17 protein-coding genes and 1 tRNA gene are annotated in these 19,085 nt (G+C 71.6%); 15 read left to right on the forward strand and 3 right to left on the reverse strand.

The window, feature by feature from the left end; genetic code table 11:
- Nucleotides 1-176: 176 nt before the first annotated feature.
- A complete protein-coding gene (gene glgP / locus FHU40_RS17295; protein ID WP_183593468.1) occupies nucleotides 177-2,762 on the forward strand; it encodes an alpha-glucan family phosphorylase in 2,586 nt (861 codons plus the stop codon).
- 100 nt (nucleotides 2,763-2,862) lie between these two features.
- Here the strand turns inward: glgP and glgX are convergent, their stop codons facing one another.
- Nucleotides 2,863-5,016, reverse strand: a complete 2,154-nt coding sequence (gene glgX, locus FHU40_RS17300; protein ID WP_183593469.1) for a glycogen debranching protein GlgX — start codon at nucleotides 5,014-5,016, stop codon at nucleotides 2,863-2,865.
- Between the two features lie 91 nt (nucleotides 5,017-5,107).
- Between glgX and FHU40_RS17305 the strand changes: the two genes are divergently transcribed.
- From FHU40_RS17305 to FHU40_RS17320, 4 genes are all read left to right on the forward strand, one after another.
- The gene (locus FHU40_RS17305; RefSeq protein ID WP_183593470.1) at nucleotides 5,108-5,887 is read left to right on the forward strand and encodes an enoyl-CoA hydratase/isomerase family protein; all 780 of its coding nucleotides are present in this window, start codon (nucleotides 5,108-5,110) and stop codon (nucleotides 5,885-5,887) included.
- A gap of 55 nt (nucleotides 5,888-5,942) precedes the next feature.
- Nucleotides 5,943-6,284 (forward strand): hypothetical protein, encoded by a 342-nt coding sequence (locus FHU40_RS17310; RefSeq protein WP_183593471.1) that lies wholly within the window; start codon nucleotides 5,943-5,945, stop codon nucleotides 6,282-6,284.
- A gap of 205 nt (nucleotides 6,285-6,489) precedes the next feature.
- Nucleotides 6,490-7,278: an electron transfer flavoprotein subunit beta/FixA family protein gene (locus FHU40_RS17315; protein WP_252274623.1), complete on the forward strand. Its 789-nt coding sequence runs from the start codon at nucleotides 6,490-6,492 to the stop codon at nucleotides 7,276-7,278.
- Nucleotides 7,279-7,288: 10 nt separating this feature from the next.
- Nucleotides 7,289-8,263 (forward strand): electron transfer flavoprotein subunit alpha/FixB family protein, encoded by a 975-nt coding sequence (locus FHU40_RS17320; protein WP_183593473.1) that lies wholly within the window; start codon nucleotides 7,289-7,291, stop codon nucleotides 8,261-8,263.
- Nucleotides 8,264-8,350: 87 nt separating this feature from the next.
- On the opposite strand, the gene FHU40_RS17325 is transcribed toward FHU40_RS17320, so the two are convergent.
- Entirely contained in the window at nucleotides 8,351-9,817 is a 1,467-nt protein-coding gene (locus FHU40_RS17325; protein WP_183593474.1) for a lysyl oxidase family protein, read from the reverse strand.
- 117 nt (nucleotides 9,818-9,934) lie between these two features.
- Between FHU40_RS17325 and FHU40_RS17330 the strand changes: the two genes are divergently transcribed.
- The 10 genes from FHU40_RS17330 to FHU40_RS17375 all read left to right on the forward strand — a co-directional run bounded on the left by FHU40_RS17330 (nucleotide 9,935) and on the right by FHU40_RS17375 (nucleotide 16,220).
- Nucleotides 9,935-11,185 (forward strand): glutamate-5-semialdehyde dehydrogenase, encoded by a 1,251-nt coding sequence (locus FHU40_RS17330; RefSeq protein WP_183593475.1) that lies wholly within the window; start codon nucleotides 9,935-9,937, stop codon nucleotides 11,183-11,185.
- Nucleotides 11,186-11,204: 19 nt separating this feature from the next.
- Entirely contained in the window at nucleotides 11,205-11,357 is a 153-nt protein-coding gene (locus tag FHU40_RS17335; RefSeq protein ID WP_183593476.1) for a hypothetical protein, read from the forward strand.
- An 11-nt stretch (nucleotides 11,358-11,368) separates the two neighbouring features.
- Entirely contained in the window at nucleotides 11,369-11,992 is a 624-nt protein-coding gene (gene nadD / locus FHU40_RS17340; protein WP_286674393.1) for a nicotinate-nucleotide adenylyltransferase, read from the forward strand.
- On the forward strand, nucleotides 11,989-12,363 hold the full coding sequence (rsfS, locus tag FHU40_RS17345; protein ID WP_183593477.1) for a ribosome silencing factor: 375 nt from the start codon (nucleotides 11,989-11,991) through the stop codon (nucleotides 12,361-12,363). Before nadD ends, rsfS begins: the two co-directional genes overlap by 4 nt.
- Nucleotides 12,356-12,973, forward strand: coding sequence for a histidine phosphatase family protein (locus FHU40_RS17350; RefSeq protein WP_183593478.1), 618 nt, complete (start codon nucleotides 12,356-12,358; stop codon nucleotides 12,971-12,973). Before rsfS ends, FHU40_RS17350 begins: the two co-directional genes overlap by 8 nt.
- An 88-nt stretch (nucleotides 12,974-13,061) precedes the next feature.
- Nucleotides 13,062-13,137 (forward strand) — tRNA-Ala (locus FHU40_RS17355).
- A gap of 157 nt (nucleotides 13,138-13,294) precedes the next feature.
- A complete protein-coding gene (locus FHU40_RS17360) occupies nucleotides 13,295-13,555 on the forward strand; it encodes a helix-turn-helix transcriptional regulator (RefSeq protein ID WP_183593479.1) in 261 nt (86 codons plus the stop codon).
- Entirely contained in the window at nucleotides 13,552-14,844 is a 1,293-nt protein-coding gene (locus tag FHU40_RS17365) for a tyrosine-type recombinase/integrase (protein ID WP_183593480.1), read from the forward strand. Before FHU40_RS17360 ends, FHU40_RS17365 begins: the two co-directional genes overlap by 4 nt.
- Nucleotides 14,845-14,973: 129 nt before the next feature.
- On the forward strand, nucleotides 14,974-15,582 hold the full coding sequence (locus FHU40_RS17370) for a helix-turn-helix domain-containing protein (RefSeq protein WP_221199880.1): 609 nt from the start codon (nucleotides 14,974-14,976) through the stop codon (nucleotides 15,580-15,582).
- Nucleotides 15,579-16,220: a hypothetical protein gene (locus FHU40_RS17375; protein ID WP_183593481.1), complete on the forward strand. Its 642-nt coding sequence runs from the start codon at nucleotides 15,579-15,581 to the stop codon at nucleotides 16,218-16,220. The genes FHU40_RS17370 and FHU40_RS17375 overlap by 4 nt, the downstream gene beginning before the upstream one ends.
- A gap of 85 nt (nucleotides 16,221-16,305) precedes the next feature.
- Here the strand turns inward: FHU40_RS17375 and mobF are convergent, their stop codons facing one another.
- The gene (gene mobF / locus FHU40_RS17380; RefSeq protein ID WP_221199881.1) at nucleotides 16,306-18,999 is read right to left on the reverse strand and encodes a MobF family relaxase; all 2,694 of its coding nucleotides are present in this window, start codon (nucleotides 18,997-18,999) and stop codon (nucleotides 16,306-16,308) included.
- Nucleotides 19,000-19,085 lie beyond the last annotated feature (86 nt).

Below are 19,085 nucleotides of genomic sequence, written 5' to 3' on the forward strand. Positions count from 1 at the left end.
CAGACGCACATGGCGCGCGGCAAGGGCAGCGGGCCACGCGGGTTTCGGCTGCTGCCAGCCGAAACCCGCGCGACACGCCTGGCGACTACGGCGTGTCGTGCGGGTCTTGGCTGCCGACAGCCGAAACCCGACCGGCTCTTTGAACGATCCAAGAATGTCGGGGTAACGTCCGACCCGTGCGCGCCATCCGTCGATTCACCGTCCGCCCCGTGCTGCCCCCGCCGCTCGCGGCGCTGGGGGACCTCGCCGGCAACCTCCGGTGGTCGTGGCACCCCGAGACCCAAGACGTCTTCGCCGACGTCGACGCCGAGCTGTGGGAATCGACCGGGCGCGATCCGGTGGGGCTGCTCGGCGCCGTCGGGCGTCAGCGCCTGGAGCAGCTGGCCGGCGACGAGGCGTTCCTCGCACGACTGAGAGCGGCCCACGCCGACCTGGAGCGCTACCTGACCGGCGACCGGTGGTACCAGCGGCGCCGGGCGGCGGGCGTGGACGGCCCGGAGGCGATCGCCTACTTCTCGCCGGAGTTCGGCATCACCGCGGTGCTGCCGCAGTACTCCGGTGGGCTCGGCATCCTGGCCGGCGACCACCTCAAGGCCGCGAGCGACCTCGGCGTACCGATCGTCGGCGTCGGCCTGCTCTACCGGCATGGCTACTTCAAGCAGTCGCTCTCGCGCGAGGGCTGGCAGCAGGAGACGTACCCGGTCCTCGACCCCGACGGGCTGCCGATCTCGCTGCTGCGCGAGCCGAACGGCGAGCGCGCGACGATCAGCATCGCGCTGCCCGACGGGCCCGAGCTGCTCGCCCGCATCTGGGTCGTGAGCGTCGGCCGGGTGCCGCTGCTGATGCTCGACACCGACATCGAGGGCAACCCCGACCACTACCGCGACGTGACCGACCGCCTGTACGGCGGCACCAGCGAGCACCGCCTGCGCCAGGAGCTGCTCCTCGGCGTCGGCGGCGTGCGGGCGCTGCGCGTCTACACGCGGATCACCGGGCACCCGGCGCCGGAGGTCTTCCACACCAACGAGGGCCACGCCGGCTTCCTCGGGGTCGAGCGGATCCGCGAGCTGACGGTCGCCGAAGGCGGCCCGCGCCTCGACTTCGACACCGCGCTCGAGGTCGGCCGCGCGTCCACGGTCTTCACCACCCACACCCCGGTGCCGGCCGGCATCGACCGCTTCCCGCGCACGCTGGTCGAGCAGTACTTCAGCGACGCCGGCGCCACCCCGGGCGTCCCGGTCGACCGGCTGCTCGCGCTCGGCGCCGAGGACTACGACGGCGGCGACCCGGGCGTCTTCAACATGGCGGTCATGGGCTTCCGGCTGGCGCAGCGTGCCAACGGCGTCTCCCGGCTGCACGGGCACGTCAGCCGGGGCATGTTCAGCGGCCTGTGGCCCGCCTTCGACGAGGCCGAGGTGCCGATCACCTCGATCACCAACGGCGTGCACGCCCCGACCTGGGTCGGCCGCGAGGTGATCGCGCTGGCGGCCAGCCAGGGCGCCGACCCCGACAGCGACGACACCGACGCCTTCTGGGCGGCTGCCGACAAGGTGCCGGGCAGCGAGATGTGGGCGGTCAAGCGACAGCTGCGCGAGCGGCTCGTGCAGGAGGCCCGCCGGCGCCTGGCCCGGTCGTGGGAGAAGCGTGGCTCGGCCCGCGCCGAGCTGGGCTGGATCGAGTCGGCCCTCGACCCCGACGTGCTCACGATCGGCTTCGCGCGGCGCGCCGCGTCGTACAAGCGGCTGACGCTGATGATGCGCGACCCCGAGCGGCTCAAGAGCCTGCTGCTGCACCCCGAGCGGCCCGTGCAGCTGGTGATCGCCGGCAAGGCGCACCCCGCCGACGACGGCGGCAAGAAGCTGATCCAGGACATCGTGCGGCTCTCCGACGACCCCGCGATCCGGCACCGCATCGTGTTCCTGCCCAACTACGACATCGCGATGGCGCAGCCGCTCTACCCCGGCTGCGACGTCTGGCTGAACAACCCGCTGCGCCCCTACGAGGCGTGCGGCACCTCGGGCATGAAGGCCGCGCTCAACGGCGGCCTGAACCTGTCGGTGCTCGACGGCTGGTGGGACGAGTGGTACGACGGCGACAACGGCTGGGCGATCCCCACGGCCGACGGCGTCGAGGACGTCGACCACCGCGACGACCTCGAGGCGGCCGCGCTCTACGACCTGATCGAGAACGAGGTCGCGCCGCGCTTCTACGACGTCGACGCCGACGGCGTGCCGACCCGTTGGATCGAGATGGTCCGGCACACGCTGAAGTCGCTCGGCCCGAAGGTGCTCGCCACCCGGATGGTCAGCGACTACGTCCGCCAGCTCTACACGCCGGCCGCGACCACCGGGCGTCGGCTCAACTCCGACTACGCCGGGGCCGTCGAGCTCGCCGCGTGGAAGCGGCGGGTGCGCGCCGGCTGGCCCGGCGTCCGCGTCGAGCACGTCGAGAGCAGTGGGGTCGGCGACGCCCCCGAGGTCGGCGACACGATGAGCGTGCGAGCGTTCGTCGCCCTCGGCGATCTCACGCCCGGGGAGGTCGACGTCCAGCTGGTCCACGGGCGCAGCACCGGCGAGGACGACCTCGTGGACACCGCGCTCGAGTCGCTGCACCCCGTCGAGTCCTACGAGGGCGGCCGGCACCGCTTCGACGGCGACCTCGTGCTCGACCGCTCCGGCTCCTTCGGCTACACCGTCCGCGTCGTACCCCGCAACGACCTCCTCGCCACCCCCGCCGAGCTCGGCATCGTCGCCCTCCCATAGACGGGGTTTCGAGGCTCGCTTCGCTCGCACCTCAACCACCGTCACGGTGGTTGAGGTGCGAGGAGCGCCAGCGACGAGCCTCGAAACCACCTGCCGGCGGTCAGACCTCGCGGAGGACGACGACGGTACGGCGGCCGACGGCGATCCGGTCGCCGGCCTCGACGTGGGTGCCGACCGGGAGTCGGACGTCGGTGGAGAGCACCACCTCGCCGGTCTGCACCCAGTCGTTCTCGGGGAGCGTGATGCGCTGGGGCAGCCAGTCGGAGTTGAACCAGAGCATGAAGGACCGGTCCACCTGCTGCTCGCCGCGGGGGCCGGGGGAGCGCAGCGGCGCGCCGGAGACGAACATGCCGATCGCGCGCAGGTTCGGGTCGTGCCAGTCGTCGCCGGTCATCTCGCGGCCGGAGGGGTGCAGCCAGGCCAGGTCCTTGGGGCCGCCGCGGATCGTGGGTCGTCCCTCGAACCAGTGCCGCTGTCGCAGCGCCGGGTGCTCGCGCCGCAGCCGGAGCGCGGTCTTGGTGATCTCGTACACGTCGAGCCAGGCGTCGTCGGGGCGCCAGTCGATCCACGAGGTCTCGTTGTCCTGGGCGTAGGCGTTGTTGTTGCCGCCCTGGGTGCGTCCACGCTCGTCGCCCGCGGTGATCATCGGGACACCGTTCGAGAGGCACAGCGTCGCCATCATGTTGGCCGCCTGCCGTCGGCGTACGCCGAGCAGCGCCGGGTCGTCGGTCTCGCCCTCGAGCCCGTGGTTCCACGAGCGGTTGTTGTCGGTGCCGTCGCGGTTGTCCTCGCCGTTCGCCTCGTTGTGCTTCCGCTCGTACGTCACCAGGTCGCGCAGCGTGAACCCGTCATGGGCGGTGACGAAGTTGACCGAGGCGTACGGCGAGCGCCCGTCGTCCAGGTAGAGGTCGGAGGAGCCGGCCAGCCGGGTCGCGACGGTGCGGATGCCCGAGGTGTGGTTGCGCCAGAAGTCGCGGAGCTCGTCGCGGTACTGGTCGTTCCACTCCACCCACGGCGGCGGGAACTCGCCCACGCGGTAGCCGTCCATCGAGGCGTCCCACGGCTCGGCGATCAGCTTCACGTGCCGCAGCACGGGATCCTGGCCGATCGCCATCAGCAGGTGGTTGTTCATGTCGACCCGGTGGTGCACCCGGGTCAGTGCCGACATCAGGTCGAAGCGGAAGCCGTCGACGTGCATCTCGGTGACCCAGTAGCGCAGGGAGTCGAGGATCAGCCGCAGCGCGAAGGGGTTCGACGCGTCGACGGTGTTGCCGCAGCCGGTCACGTCCCAGTAGGTGTCCTGGAAGGGCGCCCCCGGTGCACCGTCGCCGCCCCGGCAGTAGAAGCCGCGGTCGTCGAGGCCCCGGAAGGACAGGGTCGGCCCGAGCGGCCCCGCCTCGGCGGTGTGGTTGTAGACGACATCGAGGATCACCTCGATGCCGGCCTCGTGCAGCCCCTTGACCATCTGCTTGAACTCGGTGACCTGCTGCCCGCGGTCGCCGGCGGAGGAGTAGGCGTGGTGCGGGGCGAAGTAGCCGATCGAGTTGTAGCCCCAGTAGTTGGTCAGGCCGCGCTCGGTCAGCGCCGGCTCGGAGACGAACTGGTGCACCGGCAGCAGCTCGACCGCGGTGACGCCGAGGTCGCGGAGGTAGCCGGTCACCGCGGGCGTGGCGAGCCCGGCGTACGTCCCGCGCAGCTCCTCGGGCACCCGGTCGTGCAGCTGGGTCATGCCCTTCACGTGCATCTCGTAGATGACGCTGTCGCGCCACCGGTAGCGCAGCGGCCGGTCCTCGCCCCAGTCGAAGCGGTCGTCGACGACCACGCTGCGCTGGACGTACGGCGCGGAGTCGCGCGTGTCCATCGCCGCCGGCTCGTCCAGGTCGTAGCCGAAGATGGCGGGGTCCACGGTCAGGTCGCCGGAGACGGCACGGGCGAACGGGTCGAGCAGCAGCTTGTTCGGGTTGAACCGCAGTCCCTGATCGGGGTCCCAGGGCCCGGCGACCCGGTAGCCGTAGCGGGTGCTCGGTGCGACGTCCGGGATCGCTCCGTGCCAGATGCCGAGCGTCTGCTCGGTGAGCCGGTGCCGCTGTTCGCCGCCCTCGTCGTCGAAGAGGCAGACCCAGGCGGCGGTGGCGCGCGGCGCGTGCACCGCGAAGTTGGTGGCCTCCGCCGACCACGTCGACCCGAGGGGCCAGCTGCGGCCGGGCCAGACCGGCGCGCGCTCACCGCGGCTGCGCCAGAGTCCAGGGGTCACGCTCGCCATTGTTCCCGATCACGGCACAATGCCCGAGACCGGACGTGGACAACAGCGGCGGGCAGCCGCAGACCGAGAGGCGAGGTGCGTGATGGGCGAGTTCGTGCGACTGGAGGTGGCCGACGGGGTCGGGACGATCCGGCTGGACCGGCCGAAGATGAACGCCCTCAACGTGCAGGTCCAGGAGGAGATCCGCGCCGCGGCCCTGGAGGCCACCGAGCGCGACGACGTCAAGGCCGTCGTCATCTATGGCGGCGAGCGGGTCTTCGCGGCGGGCGCCGACATCAAGGAGATGGCCGACATGTCCTACACGGACATGGTGAAGCGGTCCGGCGCGCTGCAGTCGTCGTTCGGCGCCGTCGCGCGGATCCCCAAGCCGGTCGTCGCCGCGGTCACCGGCTATGCCCTCGGCGGCGGCTGCGAGCTGGCGCTATGCGCCGACGTGCGCTTCGCGGCGGAGGACGCCGTGCTCGGCCAGCCCGAGATCCTGCTCGGCATCATCCCCGGCGCCGGCGGCACCCAGCGGCTGACCCGCCTGGTCGGCCCGAGCAAGGCCAAGGACCTGATCTTCACCGGCCGCTTCGTCAAGGCCGACGAGGCGCTCGAGATCGGCCTGGTCGACCGGGTCGTCGCCGCGGACGCGGTGTACGACGAGGCCGTCGCGTGGGCGAAGCAGTTCGCGGGCGCCGCGTCGTACGCCGTCCGGGCGGCCAAGGAGTCGATCGACCGGGGGAGCGAGGTCGACCTCGAGACCGGGCTGGAGATCGAGCGGCAGCAGTTCGCGGCGCTGTTCGCGACCGAGGACCGCACGATCGGCATGGAGTCCTTCGTGGCGAACGGACCCGGGAAGGCGGCGTTCGTGGGTCGCTGACCGTTTGCCGATGGGTCAGGATGGGGATCGTCGCCTCGACGAAGGGGTGAGGCAGATGGGAACGGACGTGGCGGAGCGGAGAAGGGGCGGTGGCGCCGGCGTCGCGGTGCGCGCGCGCCTGGCCCAGGTGATCTGGCTGGTCGCGGTGGTCTGTGCGCTGTTCCTCGCCACCGGTGCCCTGCTGATCGCCTTGGACGCGAACCAGGACAACGCGCTCGTCTCGTTCGTCCTCGACGCCGCCGACGCCATCGACCTGGGGGTCTTCTCCCGCGACAACGGCATCTTCACCTTCGAGGGGGCCGACGCGGCGACCAAGAGCGCGCTGGCCAACTGGGGCCTCGGCGCGGTCGCCTACCTGGTCGTCGGACGGATCCTGGAGCGGATCGTCCGGCCCTGACCTGCGCCCGGCCCGACGGGAGCTCGGGCCGAGCTTGACAGCGCGGCTGTGACGAAGCCGACCCTGTCGCCGGTTTCGGCCCGTGGTACGCGACGGTAGCCTCACGACCACATCCCTGGATTGAGGTGCGTCGCTGCGCGGTGCCCTCGGAATCGGACACAGGAGGGGCCGTCCCGGCCACACCACCATGAACATTGTCGTCTGTGTGAAGTACGTCCCCGACGCCACTGCCGACCGGCAGTTCGAGTCGGACAACACCGTGGACCGCGTCGGCGTCGACGGGCTGCTCTCCGAGCTCGACGAGTACGCCGTGGAGCAGGCGCTCCAGCTGAAGGAGAAGGCCGGCGAGGGCACGGAGACCGTGGTCACCGCGCTGACCATCGGCCCCGAGAAGGCGGTCGACGCGGTGCGCAAGGCGCTCCAGATGGGGGCCGACAAGGCCGTCCACGTGAGCGACGAGGCGATCGCGGGCTCGGACTACGTCGCGACGTCGCTGGTGCTGGCGAAGGCGATCGAGAAGATCGCCGCGGACTCCGGGAGTCCGGACGTGGTGATGTGCGGGATGGCGTCGACCGACGCCTCCGGCGGCGTGGTGCCGGCGATGCTGGCCGAGCGCCTCGGCCTGCCGCAGGTCACGCTCGCCTCCGTCGTGGAGACGCAGGGCGACCAGGTGCGGGTCAAGCGCGACGGCGACACCGCGACCGAGGTGATCGGCGGCACGATGCCGCTGGTGCTCTCGGTGACCGACCAGTCGGGCGAGGCCCGCTACCCGTCGTTCAAGGGCATCATGGCCGCGAAGAAGAAGCCGTTGGAGACCTGGTCGCTGGGCGACCTCGGGGTCGACGCGGGGCAGGTCGGCCTGGCCGCGGCGTGGACCACGGTCGAGGACACCACCGCCCGTCCGCCGCGCACCGCCGGCGAGATCGTCAAGGACGAGGACGGCTCGGGCGCCACGGCGTTGACCGAGTTCCTCGCCTCGAAGAAGTTCATCTGAGGAGCGTCTGATGTCTGAAGTTCTCGTCCTGATCGACCACGTCGACGGCGCGGTGCGCAAGCCGACGTACGAGCTCCTCACGATCGCCAAGCGCCTCGGCGAGCCCTCGGCCGTCTTCATCGGCCCGGCCGCGCGGGCCGGCGGTGCTGATGGGGTCACCGAGAAGGTGAAGCAGTACGGCGCCGAGAAGGTCTACGTCGTCGACGACGCGCAGATCAAGGGCTACCTGGTGGCTCCGAAGGCGGAGGTGCTCCAGCAGATCGCCGCGCAGGCGCTCGGCAACGGGGGGCTTGCCGCGATCCTGATCCCGTCCTCCGCGGAGGGCAAGGAGATCGGCGCCCGCCTCGCGATCAAGATCGAGTCGGGCCTGATCACCGACGCCGTCGACGTCACCGCCGACGGTGTCGCTACGCAGAGCGTGTTCGCCGGCAACTTCACCCTGACCGGCAAGGTCACGAAGGGCACCCCGATCATCACCGTCAAGCCCAACTCCGCGGCTCCGGAGGAGTCGGCGGGGGCGGGTGCCGTCGTGGAGTTCGCCGCGACGATCTCCGACGCCGCCAAGAAGGCGCAGATCGTGGCCTCGCAGCCGCGTCAGGCGACCGGCCGCCCCGAGCTCACCGAGGCCGCGATCGTGGTCTCCGGTGGCCGCGGCACCGGCGGCAACTTCGAGCCGGTCGAGGCGCTCGCCGACGCCCTCGGCGCCGCCGTCGGCGCCTCGCGTGCCGCGGTCGACTCGGGCTGGATGCCGCACAGCTTCCAGGTGGGCCAGACCGGCAAGACCGTCTCCCCGCAGCTCTACGTCGCCAACGGCATCTCCGGCGCGATCCAGCACCGGGCCGGCATGCAGACCTCGAAGACGATCGTGGCCGTCAACAAGGACGAGGAGGCCCCGATCTTCGAGCTCGTCGACTTCGGCGTCGTGGGCGACCTGCACACGGTCCTGCCCGCCGCGACCGAGCAGATCGTCAAGCGCAAGGGCTGATCGTCCGGCGCGAGCTGCGCCGTCGAGACACTCAGAATGGCTCCCGGGAGGTGATCCCGGGAGCCATTTCTGGTGTCTCGACGCCAGTCAGCCGGTGCCGCCGTACGACTCGTCGTCGACGATGCCGACCTGGGCGACCTCGACCGTCCGCTCCGTGCGGGTGCCGCCGAGGCGGATCCTGCGCAGGGCGACGTTGTTGCCGGTGGTGGTCTCGACCAGGTTGCCGTCGGGGTTGGCGGTCACCGAGACGTAGTAGACGCCGTTGGGCAGGTGGTCGACGCGGAAGGACTGGCCGGCGCGCATCTGGGTGTAGGTGTCGCCCCAGCCGGAGGCGAGCACCTCGCGGATGCTCAGCGACGACTGGTCGCCGCACGACGTGGCCAGGTCGGTGTTCTCGGGCTTCCACAGCGCGTTGGGGACGGTCAGGTCGATCGCGTCGGTGTTGGCCAGGCAGAAGGCCTCCTTCTTCGACACCGCCGCCTCGGTCCGGTCCTTGCGCAGCAGCGTGTAGCGGGCGAAGTCCTCGAAGTGCCAGTGCTGGTGCGACGGCTTGGCGTCCCAGTGCAGCCGGCCGACGGGGGCGTAGCCGGTCTGGTTGCCGGCGCCGTCGAAGAAGTACTGGTAGGCGTCCATCAGGTCCGCGCCGCGCTGTCGGAAGCCGTCGACCACCAGCGGGCTGTCGCCGCCGTTCCACACGGTGGCGGAGAAGCGCAGGTACCTGCTGTTCCTCGACAGCGAGATGCCCCAGGCCGGCAGCGCGCGCAGGTCGGGGGTCGGGCCGTCGGGGCGCTGCGCGGGCCCGGTCGGAGCGGTGGGTCGGGCGGGTCGCGCCGGCCGGCGGGCGTGGCCGTGGCCGGCCTCCTCCTCGATCGCCTCCTCGTCCTTCACCGTCAGCCGCACGGTGCGGCTCGCGTCGGCCGTCGAGAGACCGAACGCCTCGGCGTACGACCGCGCCACCCGGACCTTGACCGTGTAGCGGCCCGGCCCGATGCGCAGCGGCCGCCCGGCGGTGAGCAGCGTCGTCGCCCAGCCCTGCTGGATGCCCTGCACGGAGCCGATGCTGAAGGGGTTGTTCCAGCAGCCGGCGGGGTACGGCGAGCTCGGGTCGGCGTTCGGCTGCACTCGCTCCGACCAGCCGTTGAGGCAGACCTTCCGCTTCAGCACGATCGCCTTGCCGTGCCGCGGCTCGATGGTGACCCGCAGGAAGCCGCCGAGCCCGGAGAAGTCCGTCATCGAGCCGGTCGGCAGCGCGACGTCACCGGCGGGGGAGCGCCAGACGGTGCGGATCCTCTCGGCGTACGACGCCCGCGTCGACCACAGCTCGAACGGCGCGCCCTGGGCGACGGCCCGCAGCCCGAGGTCGGTCCAGGTGCGCCCGCGGTAGGAGTAGGCCGTCACCTGCTTGGGCGCCCAGAGCGTGAACGGCGCGGCGGCGACCCGGGCCGGGGCCTCGGCCACGGCGGGCTGCGCGAGCGTCGGCTCGACGACGGCGAGCGCGGACCCGGCGAGTGCGAGCGACGCGAGGAGCGCGCCCGCGCGAGAGGAGCGGAGCATGGACTTACCTTCCCCCGAACGAGTTGGACGAGCGTACGACGCGGGTCGGGCCGCTTTGGTTGCCTGACCGGCAAGACGGAGTCGGCGTCCGAGTCGCACGGAACTACCCTCGATGGCATGAACACCCAGCAGGACGTGCTCGCCGTCGCCGAGCGGGCCCGCGCGGCCAGCCATGGCCTCGCGCTCGCGACCCGGGCCGAGAAGGACCGCGCGCTGCACGCGATGGCGGACTCCCTCCTCGCCCACCAGGACGAGATCCTCGCCGCCAACGACGAGGACGTGGCGCGCGCCGAGACGGCCGGCACGCCGCCGAACATCGTCGACCGACTCCGACTCACCCCGGACCGCCTCGCCGGCATGGCCCAGGGCCTGCGCGACGTCGCGGACCTGCCCGACCCGGTCGGTGAGGTCGTGCGCGGGAGCACCCTCGCCAACGGGCTCGAGCTGCGCCAGGTGCGGGTGCCGTTCGGCGTGGTCGGGATGATCTACGAGGCGCGTCCCAACGTCACCGCCGATGCCGCCGGCATCTGCCTCAAGTCGGGCAATGCGGTGCTGCTCCGGGGCAGCTCCAGCGCCCGGTCGAGCAACGCCGCGATCGTCGCCGCGCTCCGGACCGCGGTGGGGGACGCCGACCTCGACCCCGATGTGGTGCAGCTGGTGCCCGGCGACAGCCACGAGAGCGTCAAGGCCCTGATGCGGGCCCGCGGCCACGTCGACGTGCTGATCCCGCGCGGGGGAGCGGGCCTGATCCGGTCCGTGGTCGAGGAGTCGACCGTGCCCGTGATCGAGACCGGCGTCGGCAACTGCCACGTGTACGTCGACCGGGCCGCCGACCTCGACAAGGCGCTCGCGATCGTGCTCAACGCCAAGACGCACCGCACCAGCGTCTGCAACTCGGCCGAGTCGTTGCTGGTGCACGCCGACCTCGTCGACAGCTTCGTCCCGCTGGTGGTCGCCGCCCTCCAGGACGCCGGGGTGACCATCCACGGCGACGCGGCGTTCCAGGCCCACGAGGGAGTCGTGGCGGCCACCGACGAGGACCACGCGGCGGAGTACCTCTCGCTCGACATGTCCGCGGCCGTCGTACCCGACCTGGACGCGGCCATCGAGCACATCCGGCGGTTCTCGAGCCAGCACACCGACGCGATCGTGACCGAGGACCTCGGCGCCGCCCGGCGGTTCACGGCCGCCGTGGACTCCGCGGCGGTGCTGGTGAACGCGTCGACGCGGTTCACCGACGGGGGTGAGTTCGGCTTCGGTGCGGAGATCGGGATCAGCACCCAGAAGCTGCACGCCCGGGGCCCGATGGGGCTGCCCGAGATGACGTCGACCAAGTACGTCGTCACCGGCGACGGACATGTCCGGTGAGCCCGGTAGGCTGTCGGTCATGCTGAACGCGTACGTCGTCGCCCTCGCGGCCGAGGAGCACATCAACGAGAACGTGCCCAACCACTGGCTCGTCGGTGGCGTCACCCTCGCCTTCCTGATGGCGCTGCTGCTCGGGCTGATCTTCTTCGGCGCCGGACGAGAGCACAGCTGACGACCGGGCAGATCGCCGACCCCGGCTCCCACCCGCGTCGGCGGGTGGGGGTGATGGGCGGCACCTTCGACCCCATCCACCACGGTCACCTGGTGGCCGCGTCGGAGGTCCAGGCGTGGTTCGACCTCGACGAGGTCGTCTTCGTGCCGACCGGCGATCCGTGGCAGAAGTCCGACCGGGTGGTGACCCCGGCCGAGCACCGCTACCTGATGACGGTGATCGCCACCGCGTCCAACCCGCGGTTCACGGTCTCCCGGGTCGACATCGACCGGCGCGGTCCGACGTACACGATCGACACGCTGCGCGACCTGCACACGCAGCTGCCGGACGCCGAGCTCTACTTCATCACCGGGGCCGATGCGCTGGCCGACATCTTCACCTGGCGGCACCCGGAGGAGCTCTTCGCGCTGGCCCAGTTCGTCGGCTGCACCCGGCCCGGCTACACGATGGACGACGCCACCCTCGGCGCGATCCCCGCCGACCGGGTGACGATGGTCGAGATCCCCGCGCTGGCGATCTCCTCCACCGACTGCCGGGAGCGGACCCGCCGCGGCGAGCCGGTCTGGTACCTCGTGCCCGACGGCGTCGTCCAGTACATCGCCAAGCACCACCTCTACCCGAAGGATCAGTCTTGACCGCCACCGAGCACGCCCTCGAGCTCGTGCGCGCCGCCGCCCGTGCGGCGTCGGAGAAGCTCGCCCAGCAGATCGTGGCCTTCGACGTGAGCGACCAGCTGGCGATCACCGACGCCTTCGTGCTCGCCTCGGCCAGCAACGACCGGCAGGTCAAGGCCATCGTCGACGAGGTCGAGGACAAGCTCCGCGAGATCGGCGCCAAGCCGATCCGCCGCGAGGGCGAGCGCGACGGCCGCTGGGTGCTCATCGACTACGGCGAGATCGTCGTGCACATCCAGCACGAGGAGGAGCGCCAGTTCTACGCCCTCGAGCGGCTCTGGCGCGACTGCCCCACGATCGAGCTGCCCGCCGACGTCGTCTCGCATGACTGAACTGGCCCGGCGCCTGGTGCTGCTGCGGCACGGCCGCACGGCCTGGAACGCCGCGCGCCGGCTGCAGGGCCAGAGCGACGTCGAGATCGACGACACCGGGCACCGCCAGGCCGCCGCGGTCGCGCCGGTGATCGCCGCGATGCGCCCGACGGCACTCTGGTCCTCCGACAGTGCCCGCGCCCGGGAGACCGCGGCGTACGTCGCGAAGGAGACCGGGCTCGACCCGACGTACGACTCCCGGCTGCGCGAGTACTTCCTCGCCGACCGGCAGGGCCTGACCCACGACGAGTACGCCGCCCTCGCCCCCGATGAGTTCGCCGCCTTCCGGGTCGGCGACTACAGCCTGATCCCCGGCGGCGAGACGACCGAGCAGGTGGCGGTCCGGATGGTCGCGGCCCTGCGCGACCTGCTCGCCTCGATCGCCCCGGGGGAGACGGCCGTCGCGGTCTCCCACGGCGCCGCGATCCGCGACGCCGTACCGATGCTGCTCGGCTGGCCGGTCGCCGCGGGGTCCGCCCTACACGGCATCGCCAACTGCGCCTGGGCCGAGTTCGACGAGGCCGAGCCCGGCGGCCGGCTTCGGCTGCTCGCCTACAACCGCACGGCCTGACCGCGGACCGGCCCCGATTTCGCATCCGGCGAGTCCGTTGGCTAGTATTCCGCGAGTTGTCACCCCCGTACTCCGGGGCAGCGACGATGGGGCTGTGGCGCAGCTGGTAGCGCATCTGCATGGCATGCAGAGGGTCAGGGGTTCGAGTCCCCTCAGCTCCACCAAAGACGCAGGTCAGCGGCCGTGCCGGCATCCTGAACAAGGGATGACAGCATGGCCGTTCGACATTTATTCGACACTTATTCCGCGCGGCAGGGCCCGGCCAGGAGTCGTCTGGGACGGGTTCGAGACGGCTCGGGTGGGCTCGGCCACCTACGTGGCATGGACACCAGTCGTGTCGTGGCGATGGAGCCGGTGGTCACGCTCGCCGAGCTCGCCGAGCACCTCCACGTCAGCGTGCAGACCCTCTACGACCTGCGCTGCCAGGGCCGAGGGCCGCGGGCGTTCCGGGTCGGGCGGGAGCTGCACGTCCGCATCAGCGAGGTCGAGGCGTGGCTGGCCCGCCTGGAGGCCGAAGACACGACCGGTGACACGAGCGGTGACGGGGCCGGTGATGCGAGCGGTGCTGGGGCCAGGCGATGAGCCGGGGCCGGCCCCGCACGACCATCGGCACCTTCGGCCAGATCACCGTCACCGTGGTCGGGCCACGCCGACACCGGGCGTTCACCCGCTACCGCGACGTCGACGGGCGGCTGCGGCCGGTCACCGCGACCGCCGGCTCGGCGCGCGCCGCGGAAGCCGTGTTGAAGCGTCGGCTCGCCGACCGCGCGGGGTACGGGCACGGGGGAGTGCTGAGTCCCGCGAGCCCGTTCGGCGACCTGTGCGAGCTGTGGCTGGCCGACCTCGAGCTCCGCGACATCTCCGAGGGGACGAAGGACAACTACCGCGACGACCTCCGGCTGCACGTGCGGCCGTTCTTCGACAGCTACACCCTCGGCGAGATCACCACCGGGCGTACCGAGACCTTCATCAAGACCGAGCGCGCCGTCTCCTACTCCAGGGCCAAGCACTCCCGGACGGTCCTCAACCAGCTCTTCGGCTTCGCGCTGCGCCACGACGCCATCGGGCGCAACCCCGTCGAAGGCACCTCGCCGCTTCCCCGACCGAAGCACCACGTCCAGGCCATGACCCTGAGCCAGGTCCAGGCCATCCGTGCCGCAGCCGCGCGGTGGCGCGCCGAGCCCGGCGTGATGGGCCCGAAGCCCGACGGTCAGGTCCGCGACGCCATCGAGATCCTGCTCGGCACCTCGGTCAGGCCCGGAGAGGTGCTCGCCCTGCGGCCCTGCGACGTCGACGACCGGCCCAGGGGCATGGTCATCCACGTGCGCGGCACGATCGTGAACCAGGCCGGCCGGGGTACGTTCCGCCAGGACCACCCGAAGACAGATGCATCGGTGCGTCAGCTGCCCGTCCCCGAGTTCGCGGCGGTGGTCATCCGACGAAGGCTGAGCCAGATGAAGCCCGAGGAGCGGGAGACGACCATCTTCCACAACCGGACCGGCGGCCCGCTCACCCTGCACAACTTCCGTCGTACGTTCCGGGAGTTCCTCGTCCTGGCGAACCTGCAGGACTCGGGCATCACCCCCCGCTGGTACCGGCGCACGGGCGCCACCGTCCTCTCGCGCGGACTGGGAGTCGACGCCGCGGCCTCGTTCCTCGGCCACACCTCCAAGGCCGTCACCGAGGCCCACTACATCGAGCCCGACCGCACGATCGACTTCGGACCGGCCGAGGCACTCGAGCTCGCCCTGCGGCCCGTGGACCCAGATGGGGCGCTGCTGGCCAGGCCGGAGAGCGACGACGAGGAGGACGTCCTCGACCAGCTGCTCGGCGACGACGAACGAGGCGACGACGAACGAGGCGCCGCGTAGACGCGGTGCCGCCGAATCGGCGACGCCAGAGCGGGCGCACGGATGATGAAGGGAGGTTCCGATGTACGTGAGGCTGCTTGCCTCCTCGATCGACCTGTTATCCAATCTGATAATGGTAATCTGGCTGTCGTGGTCGAGGAGCTGGATTCGGACACCCGCGAGGTCATCGCGTTCCTGCGTGGAGCGGTGACCTCCAGCGGCCTGTCCCAGGCTGCCTTCGCGCGGGCGTTGGGGACCTCGCCGGCACGGCTCTCGACCTACCTGAGTGGGCAGACCCGGCCGTCGGCGCACTTCGTCTTCCGTGCCCGTCGGATCGGGGAGGCGCTCGGCGCCGCGGCCGGTCGGGGCCTGATGTCCGCGCCGGCCACGGCGGCGGCGATGCGGACCCAGCAGCGTGGTGGTGAGGCCGACTGGACCTGGCGGATGCTGCTCCAGGGCCGCGACGACCTTGCGGTCATCCTCCGCGACGAGGACGCCGGCTTGGCGGCGGCGTGGGAGGCCGAGCCCGCCAGCATCGGTGCCGCCGGATGGGACGCGCTCCTGGCAGCGCTCGTCACCCACGAGTTCGAGCAAGCCGGCCGACCGGCCCCCATCTGGGCGACCACCGTCGCGGCGCTGCCGGAGCCCTGGATGCCCGAACACCCCTTCCTCGACCCGGACCGCGTCCGCGCTCAGACGCCCGACTGGCTCAGCGCACGCAACATCTTCGTCCCGGCGCGCGACCTGGTGACGGCATGACCGGGCCAGGCGTCCACGAATTCGACGCGAAGCTGACCACGGAGCTGCTCTCGGAACTCGACCAGCGCCTGCGTGTGCGAGGTGTGGCGGCAGCGGTGTTCGTCGTCGGAGGCGCCGCGATCGCGGCCACCGGGATCCGTGCCGGTCGGCTCACCCAGGACGTCGACGCGCTGACGCGTGACCCCGCCGTCCTTGAGGAGGCGAGCGCCATCGCAGTCGAGCGCGGGCTGACCCCACATTGGCTGAACGCGACCGCCGCGATGTGGATGCCGCCACTGCCCACTGGGGTACTCGATCCGCCATCCGAGCCGGGGCTGCGGGTGACGTACGCCGATGAGGGCTTCCTGTTCGCGACCAAGCTCGTCGCCCAGCGCGCGAAGGACGCCCAGGACCTCCGCGACCTCGCTGCCCGGCTCGGCATGGCTACGGCGACTGGCGCAGACCTCGAGCAGCACATCCGCAGCTACTACACCGACCGGGACATGCTGGAGTTCATCCTCAGAGGAAACGACATCGACACCGAGCTCACCCTCCTGGCCGATGACGCCTCACGGATGCTGCAACGAACGCACCGGTCCCTTCCGCCTGATCCGCCCCGGGCGGTCCCGAGAAACGAGCCACCCAGTCTCGGCTTCTGAGCGGACGAGGCGGCTCCGGCCCCTGCTGGGAGAGGCGGTGCCGCCGATTCGGCGGCACCGTCAACCGCACGGGAACCTGCGAAGCTCAGAGCTCGACGGCGATGTCCGGCCGGGGTGTGGCCGGTTGTACGGCGGCTGGCGCAGTCGTGCGGCGCTGGTGGTCGTGGGGCGGGGCGCTGGGGCCGTAGCGGTCGATGTCGTCGATAGCGCGGGACCGGGCGTGGGCTGGTCCCAGGTCGGCGCGGGTGCGGCTGAAGACGTCGGTCCACTGGCGCTTGGCGTCGTCGATGTTGTCGGCGACGAGGTGGGCGGTGTTGGTGTCGCGGCCGCGGGTCATGGCGACGTACGCGGCGGCCGCACCGGTGGTCTCGGTGATAGCGACGTGGGCGGTCGGGACGGTGCCGCCTTGAGCACCGTGGACGGTAGTGGCGAAGGCCAGCTCGACGAAACGCCTCGCGTACGCCGCCGGCACCACGGTGTCTCGGCGGTGCCCGTGGAGGATCAGGCTGCCGTCGTCGCCGATGCCGGTGACGGCCCAGGTCTGCCGGTTCGCGATGCCGAGGTCGGGATCGTTGCGGCGGGTAGCCACTCGATCGCCGAGGCCGATCACCTCGCCGGCGGTCGTCGTGATGGACCGCTCGACCGCGCTCTTGTCGGAGGTATCTCGGCGGTGGTCGCGGATGGCGGCGTTGAGGTCGACGAGATGTTCGCGGTGCTCGGTCAGGACGAGCTCGCCGCGTGCGCCGATGTCGGCGAGCGCGGCCGTGCGTTCCACGTCGGTGGGGTGGATGACGATCTGGCCGCGGCGCCGCAGCTCCTCGAACACGCCGGCGGGGTCCTCGCCGTGGCGCATCTTCAGGGTCAGGCGGGCGTAGGCCGGGTCGCTGAACCGGCGCACCGTGTCGAGGCTGACGACGGCGTCGGGTCGAGCCCAGGCCACGGCGTGGTCGAGGACCCCGCCCCGGCCGACCGCGGGGAGCTGGTGGCGGTCACCGACCAACGCGATCCGTGCGCCGGCCCCGTCGGCGACGGTCAGGAGTGCCCGCGCGGTGTCCTGGTCGAGCATCCCGGCCTCGTCCACCAGCAACAGGTCACCAGCGCCGAGCCGCGCCCCCTCAGAGGGGGAGGGGGTGGGCTCGCGGGTCCAGAGGCCGTCGGGGTCCCAGCGCCAGCCGTGCTGGTGCACGAGCCAGGCGGCAGAGTGGCCGTCGGCGCCGGTCTCGGCGGCGGCGACGTGCGCGGCCTTCAGGGTCGGGGTGACGACCAGGAGGCGTCGTCCTTGTCGGGCGATCAGGGTCTGGGTCGCCTTCAGGGCGGTTGTCTTGCCAGCGCCCGCGGCACCTTCGACGACCACCAACGGCCCGTCGCCGGCCAAGGTGCTGATGACCGCGGCCTGCGCGGGGTCGACACGGTCCAGGCCTCGGGCGCCGACACGTACCCGCCGTGCGGGTTGGGTGCCGCGGGCGGCCAGGCGGCGGCTGATGTCGGTCTCGACCTCGAGGACGGCGGGGGAGGTCAGCGAGCGGATGTGTTCGGGAACGTCGGGGGAGGCCAGCAGTCGGATGCACCGGTTGGTGGCTCGGGCGGTGACGTCCTCGGCCAGCTCACGCCTGGCTGCCGGATCGGCGATCAGCGCGGTCTGGGCGAGGAGGACTTCGACGTGGCCGCGGATGTCGGCGGTGTTCCACGCCGATCTCTTCGCCCCGAGACGTTGGACGACGAGCGTCGCGGTGCCGTCGCGGTCGATCCGCCCCGGGTGCGTCGCCGTTGGTCGCGTCTGAGCTCTCACCGGAGCAGATGGGTCCCGGTAGCCGAGGGAACGCAGCTCCTCGTTCCACCGGACAACGAGGCCGGCGCCGTCGATCGGCGTGACCTTGTCCGGCCGGGCTTCTGCCCACGCCCGCCGGTCCCAGGCATCCCGCAGCCGGGGCCCGGGCTCCTCGCCAGGATGGTCGCTGCGCCAGGCGGCTTCGTAGCGGTCGATGTTGCCGCGGATCTGCCGGGTGCGGGCACTGAACGCACCCACATAGGGCGCGAGCTGGCTGATCTCGCCGGTCTCGGCATCGATGGTGAACCCGTGGCTAGCGAGCACCGCCCGGAACGCCGGGTCGGTCGCGACCGCGGCGTGTCCGATGCCGTTGATCGCCTCGATGCTGTCGCGGATTCCGACCGAGTGGATCCCACGCCACCCGCCGTCGGCGTAGACGCGGGCGTTGATCTGTAGGTGGAGGTGTCGGTGCGGATCGCCGGCTCGTGAGGTGTAGTGCCGGATCACCGCGGCCTCGATCTCCTCGACCGGAACCTGGACCTGCCGCCCACGCGGACCGACCCGGGTCGTGGCGTGCGCGGCCACCCACCCGACGATCTCGGAGGCCGCCTTGTCCTGGGCCGCGTCGAGCGCAGCCGAGACGTCCGGATGCAGCGCCGCCGCCAGCGACCAGGTCTTCGGGCCGTTCACGACTACCTCGACGAACCGCAGCCCGCTGGCATCGTGGCGGAGCCGACCCCTCGGCTTCCCGGTGTCCAGATCGATCCCGGCGACCCACCGCTCGTAGGTGTCGCCGCTCATGGACCCGACCCGTTCGACCCCGGCGTGCTCGACCCCGTCTGGGGAGGCGACCAGGCGGGTCGCGACCCCGTCGCCTTCCCGGAGGTAGTAGTCGTCAGCGCGCGATCGATCGCGTTCGACATACGCCCGAGCAGCCTTCGCCGCACCGCGGTAGAACTTCACCCCGCCATGCACACCGACCACCCCGAACCCGCCAGATCCCCTGGTCATGAGGTGGCCGAGCGCGACCAACGGAGATCCGTAGCATGCGTGCCGCCTGGGAAAGAACGGCTGTGGAAGGAGAGTCGAGCGCCGTG

Source organism: Nocardioides soli, assembly GCF_014191495.1.
Lineage (GTDB): Bacteria > Actinomycetota > Actinomycetes > Propionibacteriales > Nocardioidaceae > Nocardioides > Nocardioides soli.

Coding starts and splice junctions, on each gene's coding strand:
- FHU40_RS17305 (WP_183593470.1), top strand. CDS start 5,108: ATGGGCGAGTTCGTGCGACTGGAGGTGGCCGACGGGGTCGGGACGATC.
- FHU40_RS17310 (WP_183593471.1), top strand. CDS start 5,943: ATGGGAACGGACGTGGCGGAGCGGAGAAGGGGCGGTGGCGCCGGCGTC.
- FHU40_RS17320 (WP_183593473.1), top strand. CDS start 7,289: ATGTCTGAAGTTCTCGTCCTGATCGACCACGTCGACGGCGCGGTGCGC.
- FHU40_RS17325 (WP_183593474.1), bottom strand. CDS start 9,817: ATGCTCCGCTCCTCTCGCGCGGGCGCGCTCCTCGCGTCGCTCGCACTC.
- FHU40_RS17330 (WP_183593475.1), top strand. CDS start 9,935: ATGAACACCCAGCAGGACGTGCTCGCCGTCGCCGAGCGGGCCCGCGCG.
- FHU40_RS17335 (WP_183593476.1), top strand. CDS start 11,205: ATGCTGAACGCGTACGTCGTCGCCCTCGCGGCCGAGGAGCACATCAAC.
- FHU40_RS17350 (WP_183593478.1), top strand. CDS start 12,356: ATGACTGAACTGGCCCGGCGCCTGGTGCTGCTGCGGCACGGCCGCACG.
- FHU40_RS17360 (WP_183593479.1), top strand. CDS start 13,295: ATGGACACCAGTCGTGTCGTGGCGATGGAGCCGGTGGTCACGCTCGCC.
- FHU40_RS17365 (WP_183593480.1), top strand. CDS start 13,552: ATGAGCCGGGGCCGGCCCCGCACGACCATCGGCACCTTCGGCCAGATC.
- FHU40_RS17375 (WP_183593481.1), top strand. CDS start 15,579: ATGACCGGGCCAGGCGTCCACGAATTCGACGCGAAGCTGACCACGGAG.
- mobF (WP_221199881.1), bottom strand. CDS start 18,999: ATGACCAGGGGATCTGGCGGGTTCGGGGTGGTCGGTGTGCATGGCGGG.